Source organism: Faecousia sp., assembly GCF_048519415.1.
Taxonomy (GTDB): Bacteria; Bacillota; Clostridia; order Oscillospirales; family Oscillospiraceae; genus JAZOXB01.
On record NZ_DBFZUT010000027.1, the window covers coordinates 14,659 to 32,484 of the forward strand.

The 17,826-nt window shown below is 62.1% G+C and carries 14 protein-coding genes; 6 read left to right on the top strand and 8 right to left on the bottom strand.

What is annotated here, in order from left to right; translation table 11 throughout:
- The first annotated feature begins 9 nt into the window (after positions 1 to 9).
- Genes topA through rnc form a run of 4 tightly spaced genes read left to right on the top strand, consistent with a single transcriptional unit; the run spans position 10 to position 5,350 of the window.
- Positions 10 to 2,334, top strand: a complete 2,325-nt coding sequence (gene topA / locus ACMKFF_RS03050) for a type I DNA topoisomerase (protein WP_419495989.1) — start codon at positions 10 to 12, stop codon at positions 2,332 to 2,334.
- Complete coding sequence (gene trmFO / locus ACMKFF_RS03055) at positions 2,331 to 3,629, top strand: methylenetetrahydrofolate--tRNA-(uracil(54)-C(5))-methyltransferase (FADH(2)-oxidizing) TrmFO (protein ID WP_419495990.1); 1,299 nt, start codon at positions 2,331 to 2,333, stop codon at positions 3,627 to 3,629. The genes topA and trmFO overlap by 4 nt, the downstream gene beginning before the upstream one ends.
- A 10-nt stretch (positions 3,630 to 3,639) precedes the next feature.
- A complete protein-coding gene (gene plsX / locus ACMKFF_RS03060; RefSeq protein WP_419495991.1) occupies positions 3,640 to 4,677 on the top strand; it encodes a phosphate acyltransferase PlsX in 1,038 nt (345 codons plus the stop codon).
- Positions 4,667 to 5,350 carry a ribonuclease III gene (gene rnc / locus ACMKFF_RS03065; protein WP_349136571.1) on the top strand — a complete coding sequence of 228 codons (684 nt, stop codon included), beginning with the start codon at positions 4,667 to 4,669 and terminating at the stop codon, positions 5,348 to 5,350. The genes plsX and rnc overlap by 11 nt, the downstream gene beginning before the upstream one ends.
- Positions 5,351 to 5,394: 44 nt before the next feature.
- Here the strand turns inward: rnc and ACMKFF_RS03070 are convergent, their stop codons facing one another.
- The 8 genes from ACMKFF_RS03070 to glnA all read right to left on the bottom strand — a co-directional run bounded on the left by ACMKFF_RS03070 (position 5,395) and on the right by glnA (position 15,307).
- Positions 5,395 to 6,276 carry an ABC transporter permease gene (locus ACMKFF_RS03070; protein ID WP_419495992.1) on the bottom strand — a complete coding sequence of 294 codons (882 nt, stop codon included), beginning with the start codon at positions 6,274 to 6,276 and terminating at the stop codon, positions 5,395 to 5,397.
- On the bottom strand, positions 6,273 to 7,268 hold the full coding sequence (locus tag ACMKFF_RS03075; RefSeq protein ID WP_419495993.1) for an ABC transporter permease: 996 nt from the start codon (positions 7,266 to 7,268) through the stop codon (positions 6,273 to 6,275). The genes ACMKFF_RS03070 and ACMKFF_RS03075 overlap by 4 nt, the downstream gene beginning before the upstream one ends.
- Positions 7,265 to 8,164, bottom strand: coding sequence for an ATP-binding cassette domain-containing protein (locus ACMKFF_RS03080; protein ID WP_419495994.1), 900 nt, complete (start codon positions 8,162 to 8,164; stop codon positions 7,265 to 7,267). The genes ACMKFF_RS03075 and ACMKFF_RS03080 overlap by 4 nt, the downstream gene beginning before the upstream one ends.
- Positions 8,157 to 9,170: an ABC transporter ATP-binding protein gene (locus ACMKFF_RS03085; protein WP_419495995.1), complete on the bottom strand. Its 1,014-nt coding sequence runs from the start codon at positions 9,168 to 9,170 to the stop codon at positions 8,157 to 8,159. Before ACMKFF_RS03085 ends, ACMKFF_RS03080 begins: the two co-directional genes overlap by 8 nt.
- 263 nt (positions 9,171 to 9,433) lie before the next feature.
- Entirely contained in the window at positions 9,434 to 10,978 is a 1,545-nt protein-coding gene (locus ACMKFF_RS03090; protein WP_419495996.1) for an ABC transporter substrate-binding protein, read from the bottom strand.
- 197 nt (positions 10,979 to 11,175) lie between these two features.
- Complete coding sequence (locus ACMKFF_RS03095; RefSeq protein ID WP_419495997.1) at positions 11,176 to 12,420, bottom strand: MFS transporter; 1,245 nt, start codon at positions 12,418 to 12,420, stop codon at positions 11,176 to 11,178.
- 106 nt (positions 12,421 to 12,526) lie between these two features.
- Positions 12,527 to 13,642 carry a helix-turn-helix domain-containing protein gene (locus ACMKFF_RS03100; protein WP_419495998.1) on the bottom strand — a complete coding sequence of 372 codons (1,116 nt, stop codon included), beginning with the start codon at positions 13,640 to 13,642 and terminating at the stop codon, positions 12,527 to 12,529.
- A gap of 237 nt (positions 13,643 to 13,879) precedes the next feature.
- Positions 13,880 to 15,307 carry a type I glutamate--ammonia ligase gene (glnA, locus tag ACMKFF_RS03105; RefSeq protein ID WP_419495999.1) on the bottom strand — a complete coding sequence of 476 codons (1,428 nt, stop codon included), beginning with the start codon at positions 15,305 to 15,307 and terminating at the stop codon, positions 13,880 to 13,882.
- Between the two features lie 486 nt (positions 15,308 to 15,793).
- On the opposite strand from glnA, the gene cysE reads away from it, so the two are divergent.
- A complete protein-coding gene (gene cysE / locus ACMKFF_RS03110; protein ID WP_418464854.1) occupies positions 15,794 to 16,423 on the top strand; it encodes a serine O-acetyltransferase in 630 nt (209 codons plus the stop codon).
- Positions 16,410 to 17,819 carry a cysteine--tRNA ligase gene (gene cysS / locus ACMKFF_RS03115; RefSeq protein ID WP_419496000.1) on the top strand — a complete coding sequence of 470 codons (1,410 nt, stop codon included), beginning with the start codon at positions 16,410 to 16,412 and terminating at the stop codon, positions 17,817 to 17,819. Before cysE ends, cysS begins: the two co-directional genes overlap by 14 nt.
- The last annotated feature ends 7 nt before the right edge of the window (positions 17,820 to 17,826 follow it).

The window sequence follows — 17,826 nt, forward strand, 5'->3', positions numbered from 1 at the left end:
GTTCCCTTCATGACAAAGGGATCGAATCTGGTGATCGTCGAGTCACCGTCTAAAGCAAAGACCATTGGAAAATATCTCGGCCCGGATTATCGCGTCGAGGCCTGCATGGGCCACCTGCGCGACCTGCCCAAGAGCAAGATGGGCGTCGATCTGGAGCACGATTTTGAACCGGACTATCAGCCGCTGGCCAGCAAGGCCGCGATCATCTCCGAGCTGCGCAGCGCATCCAAGGCTGCAAAGCACATCTACCTCGCGACCGACCCGGACCGCGAGGGAGAGGCGATCTCGTGGCATCTGAAGGAGCTGCTTGAGCTGCCGGACGACAAGACGGAGCGCGTGACGTTCAACGAGATCACGAAAAACGTCGTAACGCGCAGCATTCAGGAGCCGCGCAGCATCGATTATAATCTGGTGGACGCCCAGCAGGCCCGCCGGATCCTTGACCGCATCGTCGGCTACCAGCTCAGCCCGCTGCTGTGGAAGAAGATCCGCCGCGGCCTGTCCGCCGGGCGCGTGCAGTCTGTTGCCACGCGTCTTGTCGTGGAGCGCGAGCAGGAGATTGAGGCCTTCGTGCCGAAGGAATACTGGACGATCGACGTGCTGCTGCGCTGCCTGAACAAGCCGGGCAGCTTCACGGCGCACTATTACGGCGAGGAAAAGAAGCGCGAGCTGCACAGCGAGGCCGAGGCCGACGAGGTTCTGCGCGACATCGCCGGGCAGGAATTCACCATTGCGGGCATCAAGCGCACGGAAAAGCGCCGCTCGCCGACGCCGCCGTTCATCACCTCCACGCTGCAGCAGGAGGCCTCCCGAAAGCTCAATATGACGCCGCGCCGCACGATGGCCGTTGCGCAGCAGCTCTATGAGGGCGTCGACATCAGCGGCGAGGGCACCGTCGGCCTCATCACCTATATGCGTACCGACTCCCTGCGCCTGTCCGAGGAGGCGCTGGCCGCTGCGCGTGATTTTATCACCGATCGCTACGGCCCGGCCTACTATCCCGGCCAGCCCCGCCATTTCCGCAAGAAGGAGGGCGCGCAGGACGCGCACGAGGCCATTCGCCCCAGCAATGTCCGGCTCGACCCCGAGACCATTCAGGCAGACCTGACGCGCGAGCAGTACCGGCTGTACAAGCTGATCTGGAGCCGCTTCGTCGCCTGCCAGATGTCCGATGCACGCTATGACGCCGTGCAGATCGACGCGCGATGCGCGGGCCATGCCTTCCGCGCCAGCGACCAGATCCTGAAATTCTCCGGCTTTACCGCCGTGTATGAAGAGGGCCGCGACGACGAGGCCGAGGAGCGCTCCTCCTCGCTGCCCGATCTCGACGGCTCCGAACGCCTGACTGCCGAAAAGCAGGAAAAGGCCCAGCATTTCACCCAGCCGCCCGCGCGCTACACCGAGGCGACGCTCGTCAAGGCGATGGAGGAGCGCGGCGTGGGCCGCCCGTCGACCTATGCGTCGATCGTGGCAACGATCCAGGACCGCGAGTACGTCATCAAGAAGGACAAGCGCCTCTGGCCGACGCCGCTCGGCCGTGTCGTGACCGAGCTGATGATCGAGCGCTTCCGCGACATCATCGATGTCGAGTTCACGGCGAATATGGAGCACCAGCTCGACGAGGTCGAGGCCGGAAAGGTCGGCTGGAAGACCGTCCTGCGCGATTTTTATCAGGATTTCCACCGCGAGATGGAGGATGCCGAGAAAGCTCTCGACGGTGTGCGCATCAAGGTGCCGGATGAAGAGACCGATGAGGTCTGTGAGCTGTGCGGGCGCAAAATGGTCATCAAGAGCGGCCGCTTTGGCCGGTTTTTGGCCTGCCCCGGCTTCCCGGAGTGCAAGAATACCAAGCCGCTCGTCGAGCGTATGCCGGGCCGCTGCCCGCGCTGCGGCAGTGGGATGCTCAAGCGCAAGTCAAAAAAGGGCTATGTCTACTACGCCTGCGAGCGCGGCGCGGAGTGCGGCTTTATGACGTGGGACGTGCCCACGGCGCAGGATTGCCCGAGCTGCGGGCAGACGATGTTCAAAAAGTCCGGCCGCGGCCAGATGAAGCCGTTCTGCATCAACGAAAAGTGCCCGGACTTCCTGCCGGAGGATAAGCGCGGTTATAAGCGCCGCATGCCGAAGGCCACGACGGACACCGTCGAGAATGCCGAGGAGATCGCCCCGGCTGCGGAGGAGACCGAAAAAAAGCCCGCCAAAACGGCCAAGACATCGAAGACCGGGAAGACGGCCAAGGCCGCCAAGGCCGCAAAAACTGCGAAGACCACGAAAAAAGCGGCGGAGAAAAAGCCTGCCGCACGCAAAAAGACAAAAACGGAGAGCGAAGCATGACCGAAGTACGCGTGATCGGCGCGGGACTTGCGGGCAGTGAGGCCGCATGGCAGCTTGCCGAGCGCGGCTTTGCCGTCCGCCTGTCCGAGATGAAGCCGGTAAAAATGACCCCTGCGCACCACTGCACGGATTTTGCGGAGCTTGTCTGCTCCAACTCCCTGCGCGGCGACCGGCTGGAAAATGCCGTCGGCCTGCTCAAGGAGGAGCTGCGGCGGCTCGGGAGTCTCATCCTGCAGTGCGCCGATGCCACGCGCGTCGAGGCGGGCGGCTGCCTTGCCGTCGACCGCTACGGCTTTTCTGGTATGGTGACGGAGCGCATCCGCAGCCACCCGAATATCACGGTCATCTCCGAGGAGGTGACCGAGGTCCCGGCGGGGCCGGTCATCATCGCGACGGGCCCCCTGACGTCCGACGCCATGAGCGAGGCCATCGGCCGCTATTTCGGCCAGACGGATTATCTGCATTTCTTTGACGCGGCTGCGCCGCTCGTCACGCTGGAGTCCATCGATATGACGAAGGCGTGGTACGCCTCCCGCTATGACCGCGGGAGCGCGGATTACATCAACTGCGCCATGACGCGCGAGGAATATCAGGCCTTCGTCCGGGAGCTGGCCGCCGCCGAGGAAGCGGAGGTGCACGGCTTTGAGGACAAAAACGTCTTTGAGGGCTGCATGCCGGTCGAGGTCATGGCTCGCCGCGGCGAGGACACGCTGCGCTACGGCCCTCTGAAGCCCGTCGGCCTGCGGGACCCGGCAACGGGCCGCGAGCCCTATGCCGTTGTGCAGCTCCGGCGCGACAATGCGGCCGGAAACATCTACAATCTCGTCGGGTTCCAGACGCACCTGCGTTTTCCGGAGCAGAAGCGCGTGTTCTCCATGATCCCGGCGCTGCACGATGCGGAATTCGTCCGCTACGGCGTGATGCACCGCAACACGTTTCTGAATTCACCGAAGCTGCTCGACGCGTGCTACGCAGACCGGCGCGACCCCATGGTCGCCTTTGCCGGGCAGATGACGGGCGTGGAGGGCTATGTCGAATCGTGCGCCTCCGGCTATCTTGCCGCCGTCAGCATGGCGGCGCGGCTGGAGGGAAGGCCCGTGCCGGACTTCGGCACCGTGACGGCCATCGGCGCGCTGGCGCACTATGTCAGCGACAGCACCGTGGCATCGTTCCAGCCGATGAATGTGAATTTCGGCATCATCGCCCCGCTCGAGCAGCGGGTGCGTGGAAAAGCAAACAAGAATCTGGCCATTGCCAACCGGTCGCTTGCGCACCTGGAGGCCATGGAGAAATGAGGGAACAGGCATGAAAATCATTCTGGATGCAATGGGAGGCGACAACGCCCCGGATGCCGTGGTGCGCGGTGCACTGGAGGCGGCAAAGGAGTTCGGCGTGCAGATCGTTCTGGTCGGCCGCGGCGCGGATATCCTTGCCAGCATGAAGGCCCAGGGCTGGGATACGCTCCCGGACGGCGTGGAGCTTGCCAATGCCGAGGATGTGGTGGACATGCACTGCGATCCCGCCGCGGTCGTGAAGCAGCATCCGAACTCTTCGCTCGTGCTGGGCGCAAGAATGCTGGCGCAGGGCGGCGGTGATGCGTTCATCTCGGCCGGCAATACCGGCGCGCTGCTCACGGCGGCCACGCTGCTCGTCAAGCGCATCCGCGGTATCCGCCGCGCGGCGTTCTCGCCGGTCCTTCCGACGAAGGACGGCCACGCCATTCTCATCGATGCGGGCGCGAATGCCGAGTGCACGCCGGAATTCCTGCTGCAGTTCGGCTGCATGGGCTCGTTCTACGCGCAGAAGGCGCTCGGCATCGAGTCGCCGCGCGTGGGCCTTCTGAACAACGGCGCGGAAGATACGAAGGGCGACCCGCTCCACCGCGAGGCCCATCAGCTTCTGAAGCGCGCCGCGGAGCAGGGGACCATCCACTTCGTCGGCAATGTCGAGGCGCGCGATGTGCCGTTCGGCGCGGCGGATGTTATCGTGGCGGACGGCTTCTCCGGCAACGTCCTGCTCAAGACCATGGAGGGCACGGCCATGTTCATGTCCGGCATGATGAAGCAGATGTTCTACCGCAATCCGCTGACGATGCTCGGCGCGCTGCTGTGTAAAAAGGGCCTGAACGGCATCCGCAAGACCATGGACTACCGCGAAACGGGCGGGTCCATCGTCATCGGCATCAGCCGCCCGGTCATCAAGGCGCACGGCTCGTCCGACGCCGCCGCTGTCCGCGGCGCGATCCGGCAGGCCATCCGCGCGGTCGAGAGCGGCTTCTGCGAGGAAATTCGTGCCAATATCGGGCAGATGATCCTGCCCAGGGGGGAAGAACATGCTGAATAAGCTGGAAAAGGCATTGGGCTACAAGTTCCGCGATCCGGAGCTTCTGCGCATGGCGCTGACACACACCTCCTGTGCAAACGAGATCTATCAGGACCCGCTGCGCAGCTATGAGCGGCTGGAATTCCTTGGGGATTCCATTGTCGGCTTCGTGACGGCGGAGTATCTGTACCGGACTTTCCCCAAAAAGCTCGAAGGCGATCTGACGCGCATCCGCGCGGAGCTCGTCTGCGAAAAGAGCCTTGCCGCCGTGGCGGAGCGTCTCTCGCTCGGCGAGCATCTGCTGCTCGGAAACGGCGAGGATCAAAGCGGCGGCCGCCGCCGCCCGAGCATCCTCTGCGATGTTATGGAGGCCGTTGTGGCTGCCAGCTATCTGGACGGAGGCTTTGCCGTGGCCAGCGACATCGTGACGCGGCTCATCCTGCCGCAGCTCGCCGAGGCGGAAAAGACCCACGATTATAAGACGGAGCTGCAGGAGCTCGTGCAGCGCAAAAAATCGCAGCAGCTGAGCTATGAGCTCATCTCGGAGACTGGCCCGGACCACTGCAAGGAATTTAACGTTCATGTCCTGCTCAACGGCAGGGAGGTCGGTACGGGCTCCGGCACGAGCAAAAAGCGCGCCGAGCAGGCAGCGGCGGCGCAGGCCATTGTGCGGCTCTTCCCGGAACAGAAATAAAACGATTGGGACCACCGGCGGCAGCCGATGGTCCCAATCCTGTTTTATAGCGTGCGTTCGCGGGTCGAGCGGCGCATGGCGTTGGCCAGCTCCGTGATGCACAGCAGCGTTGCCACAAGGAACACACCGGGGATGACGATGATCCACCATGCGTCCGTGAGCAGAGCCTTTTCGGACAGGGAAAGCATGCTGCCCCACGAGACGACCTCGATCGGCAGGCCGATGCCGAGGAAGCTCAGCGTTGATTCTGCCGTGATGGCGCTGCGGATGTTCATAACGACCATGAACGAGATGGACGAGAAGAAATTCGGCGCAAGGTGCTGCCGCAGGACGTGGAAGAAGCCGCCGCCCATGCAGCGCGAGGCCAGCACATATTCGCTGCTGCGCAGCCTGCGCACCTCCGTGCGAACGACCTTGGCGATGCTGGCCCAGCTCGTCAGCCCGATGACGAGCGAGAGCGTGAGCACATTTGCCGTGCCCAGAATGGCCTGCAGCAGCACGACGAGCAGCAGGTTCGGCACGCTCAGCAGAATTTCCGTCAGCCGCATCAGGAGACGGTCCAGCCAGTCCGGCGCGCAGCCGCTGACCGTGCCGAACAGAATGGCGATGGTTGTGGACAGCAGCGTGGACAGAACGCCGATGGTCAGCGAAATGCGCCCGCCGTACCAGATCATGGAGAAAATATCGCGGCCCATCGGGTCCGTCCCGAAGAGAAATTCCCGCGACGGCGCTTCATTGCAGTGCGCAAGGTCGAGATAGGTCGGATCGTGCGTCAGGAGCACCTCGCAGAACAGGCAGCCGAGCACGATGAGCGTCAGAACGGCGGCTGAAAAAATCGGCTTGCCGCGGTACCACGGCGCGCGGCGTACCGGTGCTGCGGGCGACTGCGGCCGGACGCCGACCAGACGAAAGCGGTCGTCTGTCATTTTGAAGTCACCTCCCGTTCCGTCGGGCGAAGGCGCGGGTCGAGCCGCGCGTTCATGGCCTGCGCCAGCAGACTGCATGCGATGACGACCGCGCCGGAGAGCAGGCACAGCACCATCAGCAGGTTGTAGTCCTTGTAGCGCGCGCTCTCGTAGGACAGTGTGCCGAGGCCGGGATAGGAGAACACGGCCTCCACGATATAGGTCCCGCCCATCACATGCGGCACGGAGATGGCCATGAGGCTGAGATAGGACGGAAGCACATTGCGCAGGCACTGCCGCAGCACGATGTGCGCCCGGCCCATTCCCTCGCTGCGCGCCAGCAGCACATAGTCCGCGCGCAGCTCCTCCACCAGCCGGTTGCGCACGAGGTAGGCATAGTACCACAGGTGGCTCAGCACGACAACGGACATCGGCAGGATCAGGTGCACGATCCGGTCGCCGACATCGTCCGCGTGGCCGACGCTGTAGGCCCCGGAGCTTGGCAGCCAGCGCAGCGTGACGGAGAACAGCAGGATCAGCATCAGTGACAGCCAGAATTCCGGGATGCAGCTCGTCACCGTGCCAAGCTTGCAGAGGATGCGGTCGAGCGGCCGGTCCTCCTTCCATGCGCACAGCGCGCCGAGCAGCAGAGCCAGCACGAACAGCAGCACGAAGCCGAGCCCGCCGAGCAGCAGGGTGTTGCCAATGCGGTCACCGATCAGCTCCAGCACGTCCATCTTGTATTTATAGGAGATGCCGAAATCGCCGTGCAGCGCGCGGCTGAACCAGCGGGCGTACTGCGTGGGCAGGGGATCATTCAGGCCGAGCTTGTCCTCAGCCCATTCGCGCTCGGCGGGGGACATTTTTTCCACGCGGTCGCCGTAGTAGGAGACAAGCGGGTCGCCCGGAGCGAGGCGGGAGATATAGAACGTCAGAACGGAGAGCAGCAGCACGCTCAGCACGAAAATGCCGAGGCGCGGCAGCAGCCGCAGGAAAAACCGGCGGACCTTCATACGGCGCCCCCTCCTTCCAGCAGAACGTAATGCTCCGGTGCGACCTCCGTCCATGTGCCGCCGTCCGGCAGCGGCCCCTCAAAGACGAGCGGCCTGCGGGCGCGCTCGAGGCGCGGGTCCGGGATGGGGATGGACGAGAGCAGCGCGCGCGTATAGGGGTGCTGCGGCGCGGCGAACAGCGATGCCGTCGGGGCCAGCTCCACGAGCCTTCCCTGATACAGCACGCCGACGCGGTCACAGAGGAATTCCACGACAGCCAGATCGTGGGCAATAAACAGGAAGGAGAACCCGTGCTCCTCCTGCAGATGGCGAAACAGATTGATAATCTGCGCCTGAATGGAGACGTCCAGCGAGGCGACCGGCTCGTCCGCAACGAGCAGCTCCGGCTCCATGGAAAGGGCCCGCGCGATCGCAACACGCTGGCGCTGCCCGCCGGAAAGCTCACCGGGGTATTTGTCCAGATAGCCCGCGTCCAGACCAACATAGCGCATCTGGAATTCCGCCTCGGCGCGGTAGCTGCCGCGCGGCGGGCGGACGTGCTGGATGCGCATCGGCTCTGCAATGATATCGCACACGCGCATGCGCCCGTTCAGGCTCGAGCCGGAGTCCTGAAAGATGATCTGCCGCTCTGCCTGCAGCGTGCGGCGGTTCGCGCGGAAGGCGCGGCGGTCACAGATGTCGATGCCGCGATAGAGGATCTGCCCGCTCTGCGGCCGCAGCAGATTCATCACGCAGCGCGCGATGGTCGATTTGCCGGAGCCGGATTCGCCGACGAGACCGAGAACCTCGCCGCGCCGGAGCGTGAACGAGACGTGATCCACAGCGCGGAGCATGGCCCTTCGCCCGAGCGGGAAGGCGTGCGTCAGACCGCGCACCTCGAGAAGCGGCTCAGCCATGGCGCTCGCCTCCGATCGGCGGCGTGATGTGCGGGGCCCGGGGGTCGAGCAGCCACGTCGCGGCAAAATGGGTGTCGGAAATGCGGAACATCGGCGGCTCCTCCTCATAGTCGATGGCAAGGGCATATTTGTTGCGGCAGGCGAAGGAGTCGCCCTTCGGCGGGTCGATCAGCGTGGGCGGCATGCCGGGAATGGTATGCAGCCGCGGCTTTCCACGGGACAGCGCCGGGAGCGACTGCAGCAGACCCCAGGTGTAGGGGTGGCGCGGATCGTAGAAGATATCCTCCGCCGTGCCGAGCTCCACGATCTTCCCGGCGTACATGACGGCCACACGGTCCGCCACGCGCGCCACGGCACCGAGATCGTGGGTGACGAAAACGGTCGCCGTGCCGAGCTTCTGCTGAATTTCGCGCAGAAGATCGAGAATTTGGGCCTGAATGGTCACATCCAGCGCGGTCGTCGGCTCGTCGGCAAACAGGATCGACGGGTCGCCCGCCAGCGCAATGGCCAGCACGACGCGCTGGCGCATGCCGCCGGAAAAGTGGTGCGGATACAGGCCACGCCGCTCCTCCGGCCGGTCGATGCCGACAAGGCGCATCAGCTCGAGCACGCGCTGCTCCAGAGCCGCGCCGCGCAGGCGGGGCGCATGGACGCGGACAGCGGCCGCCAGCTGCGCGCCGACGGTCATGCTGGGGTTTAGCGCAGTCATCGGGTCCTGAAATACCATGGAAAACAATGAGCCGCGCAGCTTCTGCAGCTCACGTTCCCGCAGCTGCGTGATATCACGGCCATTTACCGCGATCGTGCCGCTCTTGCGCCGCGCGCTTGGCGGCAGCAGGTGCAGGATGCTCTTGCACAGCACGCTTTTGCCGCAGCCGGATTCGCCCACGATGGCGAGGACCTCACCCGCGCGCAGCGAAAAGCTGACGTCGCGCACGGCCTGGACCTCTCCAGTCGGGGTGAAAAAGCTGACGGACAGATTTTTTACTTCCAGTAGCTCTGCCATAGGATCACCTGTTAAAACGTACATGCGGGAGGCAGCTTGCCAAAAAAGTCTTTTAGAACTTTTTTGGCAAGCTGCTTTCAAAATTGCAAAATATGATTTTGCAAGATTGTTTTGCAATTTTGCCGCTGCGGCGGGTTATTGAACGCGAAAGAGAACCCTGACGGTTCCCTTTCACACTATCCTTCCCTCCGAAATTTTCGGCCGGGCAGTTTTTTCAACAGTCTGGGAGGCTCGATCCGCGAGCCTCCCGATGCTTTTTCTTGTTATTTCTCGATCGTCCATTCCTGAACATTCCAGAAAATGCCGACGCCGTGGTGGCCGAGTACGGTATCCGCCGCGATGCCCTGCAGACCGTCGACGGCGACATAGTTCGCGTCGATGTAGCAGATGAAGGCATAGGCAGGATCGGCGGCCAGCGCCTCCTGGAACTTGGCGTAATACTGGCGGCGCTGCTCCGGGTCGGAGGTCTCGCGGGCCAGCTTCAGGTAGCTGTCCACGGCGGCATTGGAGTAGCCGGAGTAGTTTGCACCCTTGTCCGTGCCGAACACCTTATAGGTGTGGTCGTCGGCGTCGAATGGGCTGCCCCAGCCGATGAGGCAGGCCATCTGTCCGCCCCAGTCCATCTGCGCGGGAATGTCGACCGTGCAGTTGATGCCGATATCGCGCAGCTGCTGTGCGGCAGCCTGTGCAATGTCGATGCGGTCCTGCTCACCGGCCATGACGCTGATGACAAAACCGATCTCCTTGCCGTTTCGCTCGTAGAAGCCGTTTTCACTCATCGTGCAGCCCGCGTCCTCCAGAATGGTCTTTGCCTTTTCCGGGTCATAGTCGTAGTGCTCTACATTGGAGTCGTTATAAATGTTGCGCTGCAGGGGACTGTAGGCGGCCATGCCCTGCCCGAGCAGGACGGAGTCGATGATGGCCTGCCGGTCAATGCCGTAGCAGATGGCGGGGATGAGGTCGCGGTTCTCCGTCCAGTAGTCGTTCCAGAAGTTGAAGAGAATGCCGCGGTAGTCTGCCGTCGTCATGTCATAGCAGGTATAGCCCTCCTTGTCCGTAAAGTCCTTTGCGTTTTTCGGATCGAGCAGGGCCAGATCGATCTCACCGGACTTCAGCTGCAGAGCCTGTGCATTGTCGTCCGTGACGATCTTGAAGATGATGCGGTCGATCTTCGGCGCACCGAGGTAATAATCCTCGTTTTTGACCAACACGATGGACTGCCCGGCGTCCCAGCTCTCCAGCTTATACGGGCCGGTGCCGACCGGATGGCGGAAGAAGTCCGACTCCTGCATGTCCTCGCCCTGCAGCAGGTGCTGCGGCAGAATGGCCATGGTCATATAGTCGAGGAAGGCCACGTTCGGTGCGGACAGGCGGAACACGACGGTCTTGTCGTCGGGAACGGTGATCTCCTCCACGTCTTCGAAGTTCGGCGCGTTCTCCGAGCCGTTTTCGGGGTCCATGATGGCTTCGATCGTGAATTTTACGTCCGCAGCCGTGAACGGCTCGCCGTCATGCCACTTCACGCCGTCGCGCAGGTGGAAGGTGTAGGTGCAGGCGCTCTCATCGTATTCCCACGATTCAGCCAGACCGGCAACGACCTCGTTGCTGCCGTTGTGGGCGGTCAGACCGCTGAAGAGCAGCACGTTGATCTCGCCGTGCTCATCCATGGCGGGGTTGATGCGGGTGTAGTCGCCGCTGCCGTAGACGAGCGTCGTGCCTTCGTCTTTGGTCACTGCCGGGCTTTTGCTGCATGCGGCCAGCGCCAGAACGGCGCTCAGCACCAGCAGCAGTGCAAGAATTCGTTTCATTGGGGGTGGTCCTCCTGTCATTTCGGGCCCTTTCGCCCGTTCTCGTGATGCATTTTAGCATACGAAATTCGGTTCCGGAAGCTCCCCCGGGGGATATTCGATGCAAAAAGATCGAAAAAAGTTGTGCCGGCTTTGCCTCGTGAAAAAGTGGCCATAGTCGCTTTGGCCTATGTTCGGAAACAAAACCGGACCGGTATCTACCGGATCTGGTCCACACCGGGACGGTCCGCCAGCACCTGGCGCACCTGACGCCGCCGCAGAAATACCGTCAGCCAGCACACCGCCATGGTGATCAGACCGCAGACGGTCATGCAGAGACGGTAATCCAGCACCTCTCCCAGTGCGCCGATGGCCAGAGAGAGCGCCGCTCCCGCCGCTGTGCAGAGCATGGACTCATAGGCATTGAGCCGGGCGCGCAGCCGGTCGGGGATATAGCGCTGGACTGCCGCCTGACGGATGGTGGCGCTTTGAATGCCCAGAAAGCCGCAGATCGCCCGATTCACCAGCATCAGGGGATATGGCAGCCACAGCAGGCAGGTGTCCATCAACTCATAGGTCTGATATACACCGAACAGAAAGCCAAAGCGCTTTTTCTCCGGGAGAGAGTAGCGGTAGCGGATGGCTCCGCCGATGGTGCGCCCGGCAAATTCCGCAACGGAGAAAAAGGAATACATGGCGGTAGTGAAGCCCGGCGCCGTGCGGAAAAAGGCGATGAGCAAGGGAGAATAGCCCGAGGCCATGCCGTTGGTGACAGACATGTACGCATAGAGCCCGTGCAGGCCGTGCTCCTGCCGCAGATAGGCGGCTGCTTCCCGGACATCCCGCCACCATGTTTTCAGTGACAGCAGCGGCTCCTGATCCCGGCGGCTTTCCTGCACGCGAATGCGACTTTCCAGGAAGGCCGCCAGTACCGAAAGCGCGGCCTGTATCAGCAGCAGCCGTCCCACGCCCAGCTTATCGTACAGCACCGCCGCCAGCGGCATCATCAGAACCTTCAAAATGGGATAGAGCATGGCTGAGACGGTGTAGGCCCGCTCTTCCTGCCCCTTCGGCAACAGCAGGGGATAAAAGCTGTTATAGGCCAGCTCGTCAAAGGCCCCAAGGCACGACACAAGCAGGGAAAAGGCCAGATAAGCAATATAGGAAAAGGAACTGTGCAACAGAAACAGTCCTGCTCCGGCGTAGCACACACCGTTGAGCAGGTCGCCCCACACCAGAAAAGGCTTACGCGGCAGACGATCCATCATGGGAGCGACGACCAGCGGCAGCAGCACCATCGGGATCAGCTGGATGGCGACCACCAGCGCCGCTGCCAGCGTGCTGCCGGTTTCGTCAAAGACCAGAAACGATAGGGCAAACTGACTGATGATGCCGCCTGCTGCGCCCAGTGCTGTGGCGGCAGTAATGCGGGTAAATTCCCGCGTCCAGAGTGTTTGTTTCATAGTGTTCACCTCGCGGCTATCATTATCGCACAGCTCCTTACAAAAAGAAAGCATGTCATCATGGGAAAATTATTCCCAGAATGACACGCTTAGATTGGCAAAAACACTATATTACAGGAAACTCCTCCAGCAGGCGGCAAGCTTGGCGGTACTGGCGGTTCGCCTTGTACCATGCCAGCACCCACTGCAGGTGGAACCGGGTGAAGCCCATGGGGTATGTCTCCTGCAGCTGCCGGAAGCAATCCAGCAGCTGCGCGCCGTAGGCGCTGTCGTGAAGGTAATCCGCATGCTCCAGCCGATAGCGTACCAGCGCCAGCATCTGCCGCTCTGTCTCGCAGGCGGTCAGAGACTCCGCCTGTTGGACGGCTGCCAATGCCTGCTCCCGGTGCCCTAACTGTTCATGGCAGATGGCGAGCTTGTGCAGGTCCAGAAAGCTGGGATGCGGGAGGGCGGAAAAGTAGGGCAGGGCTTTTTCCGGCTGGCCGAGCTGCAGCTGCGTGGCAGCGGTATTGTAGCGGAGGGATGCCAGACTGTCCGTGTCGCCAAGAGCCTCTGCCAGATGCTCCGCTACAGAAAAATGGGTCATCATTTCCTCCATGCGGCCCAGATCCGAGTAGCAGTTTCCTATAAGAATACGGCAGGAAAGCATCATATGGGGATAACCTGCGTCTGCCGCCGAGCGGTAGGCGTCTCGCAGCACCTCAATGGCGGTTGTATACGCCCCCTTTGTGTAGAGGGCTTTCCCGTGGAGCGAGGACAGCAGCGGCAGCGGTTCCAGCCGCGCGGCCTCGTCCCACCGCCCCTGCAGAGCACGCTGCAGAGCCAACTGCCGGGTGGAGAGAAACGGCTCCCATTCCTCCGACAGGGGCTGCATGGTATCTGTGTAAAAGGCAGCCAGCAACAGGATGTCTGCCGCCAGCGGACTGCAGGCAAGTCTCTCCTGCTGGGGCAGTACCAGCTGCTCATAGCAAAGGAAAAAGCCGGGACTGCCGGAAAGCAGGGCGTTCCAGCAGGGCTTCAGATCCTCCGGCTCCGGTATCCAGACAAGGCCCAGACGACGAAGCAGAAGCTCCGTCACCTCCGGAGAGGGCTCTGCCTTGCCCTGCTCGATCTTGGACAGGTAGGAGGGAGTGCAGATGCCCAGGCACAGGCCGTCCTGACTCCAGTCCCGCCGGAGACGGGCCTGGCGAATCAGCAGCCCGGCGATCCTTGCGCCCCTCATCCGATGAGACCCCGCAGAATGCATGCAGCCGAATGGAGGGCAAAGAGTCTGCGCCCGATGTTGGCAGCAGGCCCCGCCTGCCGGATTGTTTCTTTTTTCATTTTTTGCTTCCTCCAGAAAATCAAATTGCGGATCGTCTCGACCGGAACACCGATTAGCCCCTCCCACGTCATACTTCTGGGCTTCTGCACGCGGAGCCCCGTACTCCGGAAGGAATACGGGGCCAATACGGTTCGGTCAGAGATCGAAATAGCGGTCGAACTCCGCTGGGTGCGGGATGCGGCTGATCTCCTGCGCGTCGGCGCGGAGCGTTTTGACGAGCGTCTCGAGCAGCGGCATCGGGAACACGCCGTCGCGCGTGAGATAGTCGTGATCCGCTTCCAGCGCGTCGAGCGCTTCGTCGAGGCTGGCGGGCAGGTGGCCGAGGCGCTTGCGCTCGTCTGCCGGGAGGTCGAAGAGATTGAAGTCAAACGGCCCCCAGCCACGTCCTGCCGGATCAATCTCGCGCTCAATACCGTCGAGGCCTGCCATCAGAATGGCAGCGTAGGCAAAGTACGGGTTGCACATCGCGTCCGGGTTGCGGAGCTCGAAGCGTTTCTTGTCCGGCGATTTAACATAGGCCGGGATGCGCACGACGGCGCTGCGGTTCGCCATGGCATAGCCGATGGTGACAGGAGCCTCGAATCCGGGGACGAGGCGCTTGTAGGAATTCGTGCTGGGGTTCGTGATGGCGCAGAGGCTGCGGGCGTGCTTCAGCAGGCCGCCGATGAAGTGCATGGCCGTGCGGCTGAGCTGGCCATAGCCATCCGGATCGTAGAACACGGGCTGCCCGTTCTTGCGCAGGAGCATGTGTACGTGCATGCCGTTGCCGGCCTCGCCGTAGATGGGCTTCGGCATCAGTGTGGCCGTCATGCCGTTCGCGGCGGCCGTATTGCGGATGACGTATTTCGCGGCCATCGTGGCGTCTGCCAGACGGGTCATCTCGCCCAGCTCGACCTCGATCTCCAGCTGGCCGGAGCCGCCGACCTCGTGGTGGTGATACTTGACGTCCACGCCCCACTTGGCAAGCTCCAGACAGATCTGGTTGCGCAGGTCAAACGTGCGGTCGCCGGGCAGATCGGCGTGGTAGCCATCGTGCGGGCCGGTGTGAAAGCCGTTGTTCGGGAATTCCCCGGCGGACCAGACGGACTCGCTGCACTGCAGGCGGTAGCCGACGGCATCCGGGCGCAGGGTGCGCGTCATGCCGTCAAAGACATGGAATTCATACTCCGGTCCGATGATCATCTCGTCCGCGACGCCGAGAGCCTGCATGTGGGCGATGGCGCTCTTGGCGACATTGCGCGGATACTGGTCGAACGGGCGGTTTGCCGGATGGTCGATGACCATGACATTGCCGATCATCGTGAGCGTTGGTGCCTTGACGAACGGGTCGACGACCGCCGTTGTGATGTCCGGCAGGAAGACCATGTCACTGCGCTCAACCTGGGCATAGCCGTAGTTCGAGCCGTCGAAGCCGATGCCGTGCGTCATGATGTCCTCGTTGAAGCGGGCTGCGGGGATGGACAGGTGCTTCCACCTGCCGCGAAGGTCGATCATCTTGAAATCGAGAAATGCGATGCCGTTCTGGCGGATAAAATCCTGGATCTGCTGTACATTCTGAAACATGAAGGTTCCTCCTGCTCACATAGTTTCCGCGGGGATGTTCCGAACTCGGAAAGAGTGCGATTGGTAAAAATGACGGAGATTCTGGATTTGCGCTCGCTTGCATTATAGTAAATTCACGAAAGAAAAGCAAGCCCATTCCGGGCTCTGCAGAAAATTTTGTATATCGCGATGAATATACACGGACGAATGTCCGCGGGCGGTGTAATTTCCGGAAAAACCTTGACACCGCAGGCCCTTGATGGTAATATAATAGCAATGAAATAGGCGTTATGACCGGGAAGAGTAGCCGGCCCGTCTGCCGCAGAGAGCGTCCGCCATTGGCTGAGAGCGGGCGCGGCGGACTCCGTGTGAAGCGTGCGCCCGCGAGCGCCGGGGAGACCCCGTTGGCCGCGTCAAGGCCGGAGCAACAAATCAGAGTGGAACCGCGAGCACTGCCCGCCTCTGGAGCGATCCGGGGCTGGCAGTTTTTTGTTTGGAGGCGAAAGAATGCGGTTAAAAGAAACCATAGAGGCATACCGCCGCAACGATCCCGCAGCGCGCAGCGGCTGGGAGGTCTTCTGGTTATATAACGGCCTGCACGCCACGATGTATTACCGCGTGGCGCACTGGCTCTATGAACACCGGCTGCGATTCCTTGGCCGTTGGGTCTCGCAGTTTGCGCGGCGGCGGACGGGCATTGAGATCCACCCGGCCGCCAAGATCGGCAGACGGCTCGTCATCGACCACGGCACCGGCATCGTCATCGGCGCGACAACGGAGATCGGCGACGACTGCCTGCTCTATCAGAACGTTACGCTCGGCGGCACGGGCATGACGAACGGCAAGCGCCACCCGACGCTCGGCAACAACGTCATGGTCGGCAGCGGCGCAAAGGTCCTTGGTCCGTTCAAGGTCGGCGACAATGCCCGCATTGCGGCGAACTCCGTCGTACTGCACGAGGTGCCGCCGGATTCCACCGTCGTCGGCGTGCCCGGCCGTGTCGTTCGGCGCAACGGCGAAAAGCTCGATCATATCCACACGCCAGACCCTGTCCGGCTGGAGCTGGACGCCCTGTATGCGCGTATCGAAAAATTAGAAGAAAAACTGAAACAGGAGGATCAAGATGTATCTCTATAATTCCCTGAGCCATAAGAAGGAGCTCTTCACCCCCATCGACCCGAAGCTCGTCAAAATGTATACCTGCGGCCCGACGGTCTATCACTTCGCCCACATCGGCAACCTGCGCAGCTATATTATGGAGGACGTGCTCGAAAAGAGCCTGCGCTACATGGGCTATCCCGTCAAGCGCGTTATGAACATCACGGACGTCGGCCATCTGGCCTCGGACGCCGATACCGGCGAGGACAAGATGCTCAAGGGCGCGCGCCGCGAGCACAAGACCGTCATGGAGATCGCAAAGTTCTACACCGACGCCTTCTTTGCCGACTGCGCCAAGCTGAACATCAAGCGGCCGGACGTCGTGGAGCCCGCCACGAACTGCATCCCGGAATACATTCATATGATCCAGACGCTGCTGGACAAGGGCTATGCCTATCTTGCAGGAGGCAATGTCTACTTTGACACGTCCAAGCTGGAAAAATACTATGTCTTCAACGACCATAAGGAGGAGGACCTTGCCGTCGGCGTGCGCGAGGGCGTCGAGGAGGATTCCAACAAGCGCAATCAGAATGACTTCGTTCTCTGGTTCACGAAGTCCAAGTTCGAGGATCAGGCCCTGAAGTGGGACTCCCCGTGGGGCGTCGGCTATCCCGGCTGGCACATCGAGTGCTCGTGCATCAGCATCAAGCACCTCGGCGAATATCTGGATATCCACTGCGGCGGCATCGACAATGCCTTCCCGCATCACACGAACGAGATCGCCCAGTCCGAGGCCTACCTCGGCCACAAGTGGTGCAATTACTGGTTCCATGTCCATCACCTGAACACGGAGTCCGGCAAGATGTCCAAGTCGAAGGGCGAGTTCCTCACGGTGTCCCTGCTGGAGGAGAAGGGCTACGATCCCATCGTCTACCGCCTGTTCTGCCTGCAGAGCCATTATCGCCGCAACCTCGTGTTCTCTTGGGAGAACCTCGACAACGCGGCACAGACCTACGAAAAGCTCATCGCCCGCATCGCGGCCCTGCGCCCGGAGGACGGCGCGGTCGACGCGGAGGCCTTCGAGGCGCTGAAGGAGCGCTTCCTCGGCGCGCTGAACGCCGACCTCAACACGTCGCTCGCTGTGACGGCCGTCTATGATGTGCTGAAGGCAAAGACGAACGATGCCACGAAGCTCGCAGCCCTTGCCAGCTTTGACGAGGTGCTCGGCCTGAACCTGCTCTCCGCGGCAGAGAAGGCACGCAGCGCCCGGCCGGAGGAGGAGCACGACCCGGAGATCGACGCGCTCGTCGCCGCCCGTACCGAAGCAAAGCGCGCGAAGAACTGGCCGGAGGCCGACCGCATCCGCGACGAGCTGAAGGCATGCGGCATCGAGGTCATCGATACGCCGCAGGGCGCAAAGTGGAAGCGCATCTGATCGAAGG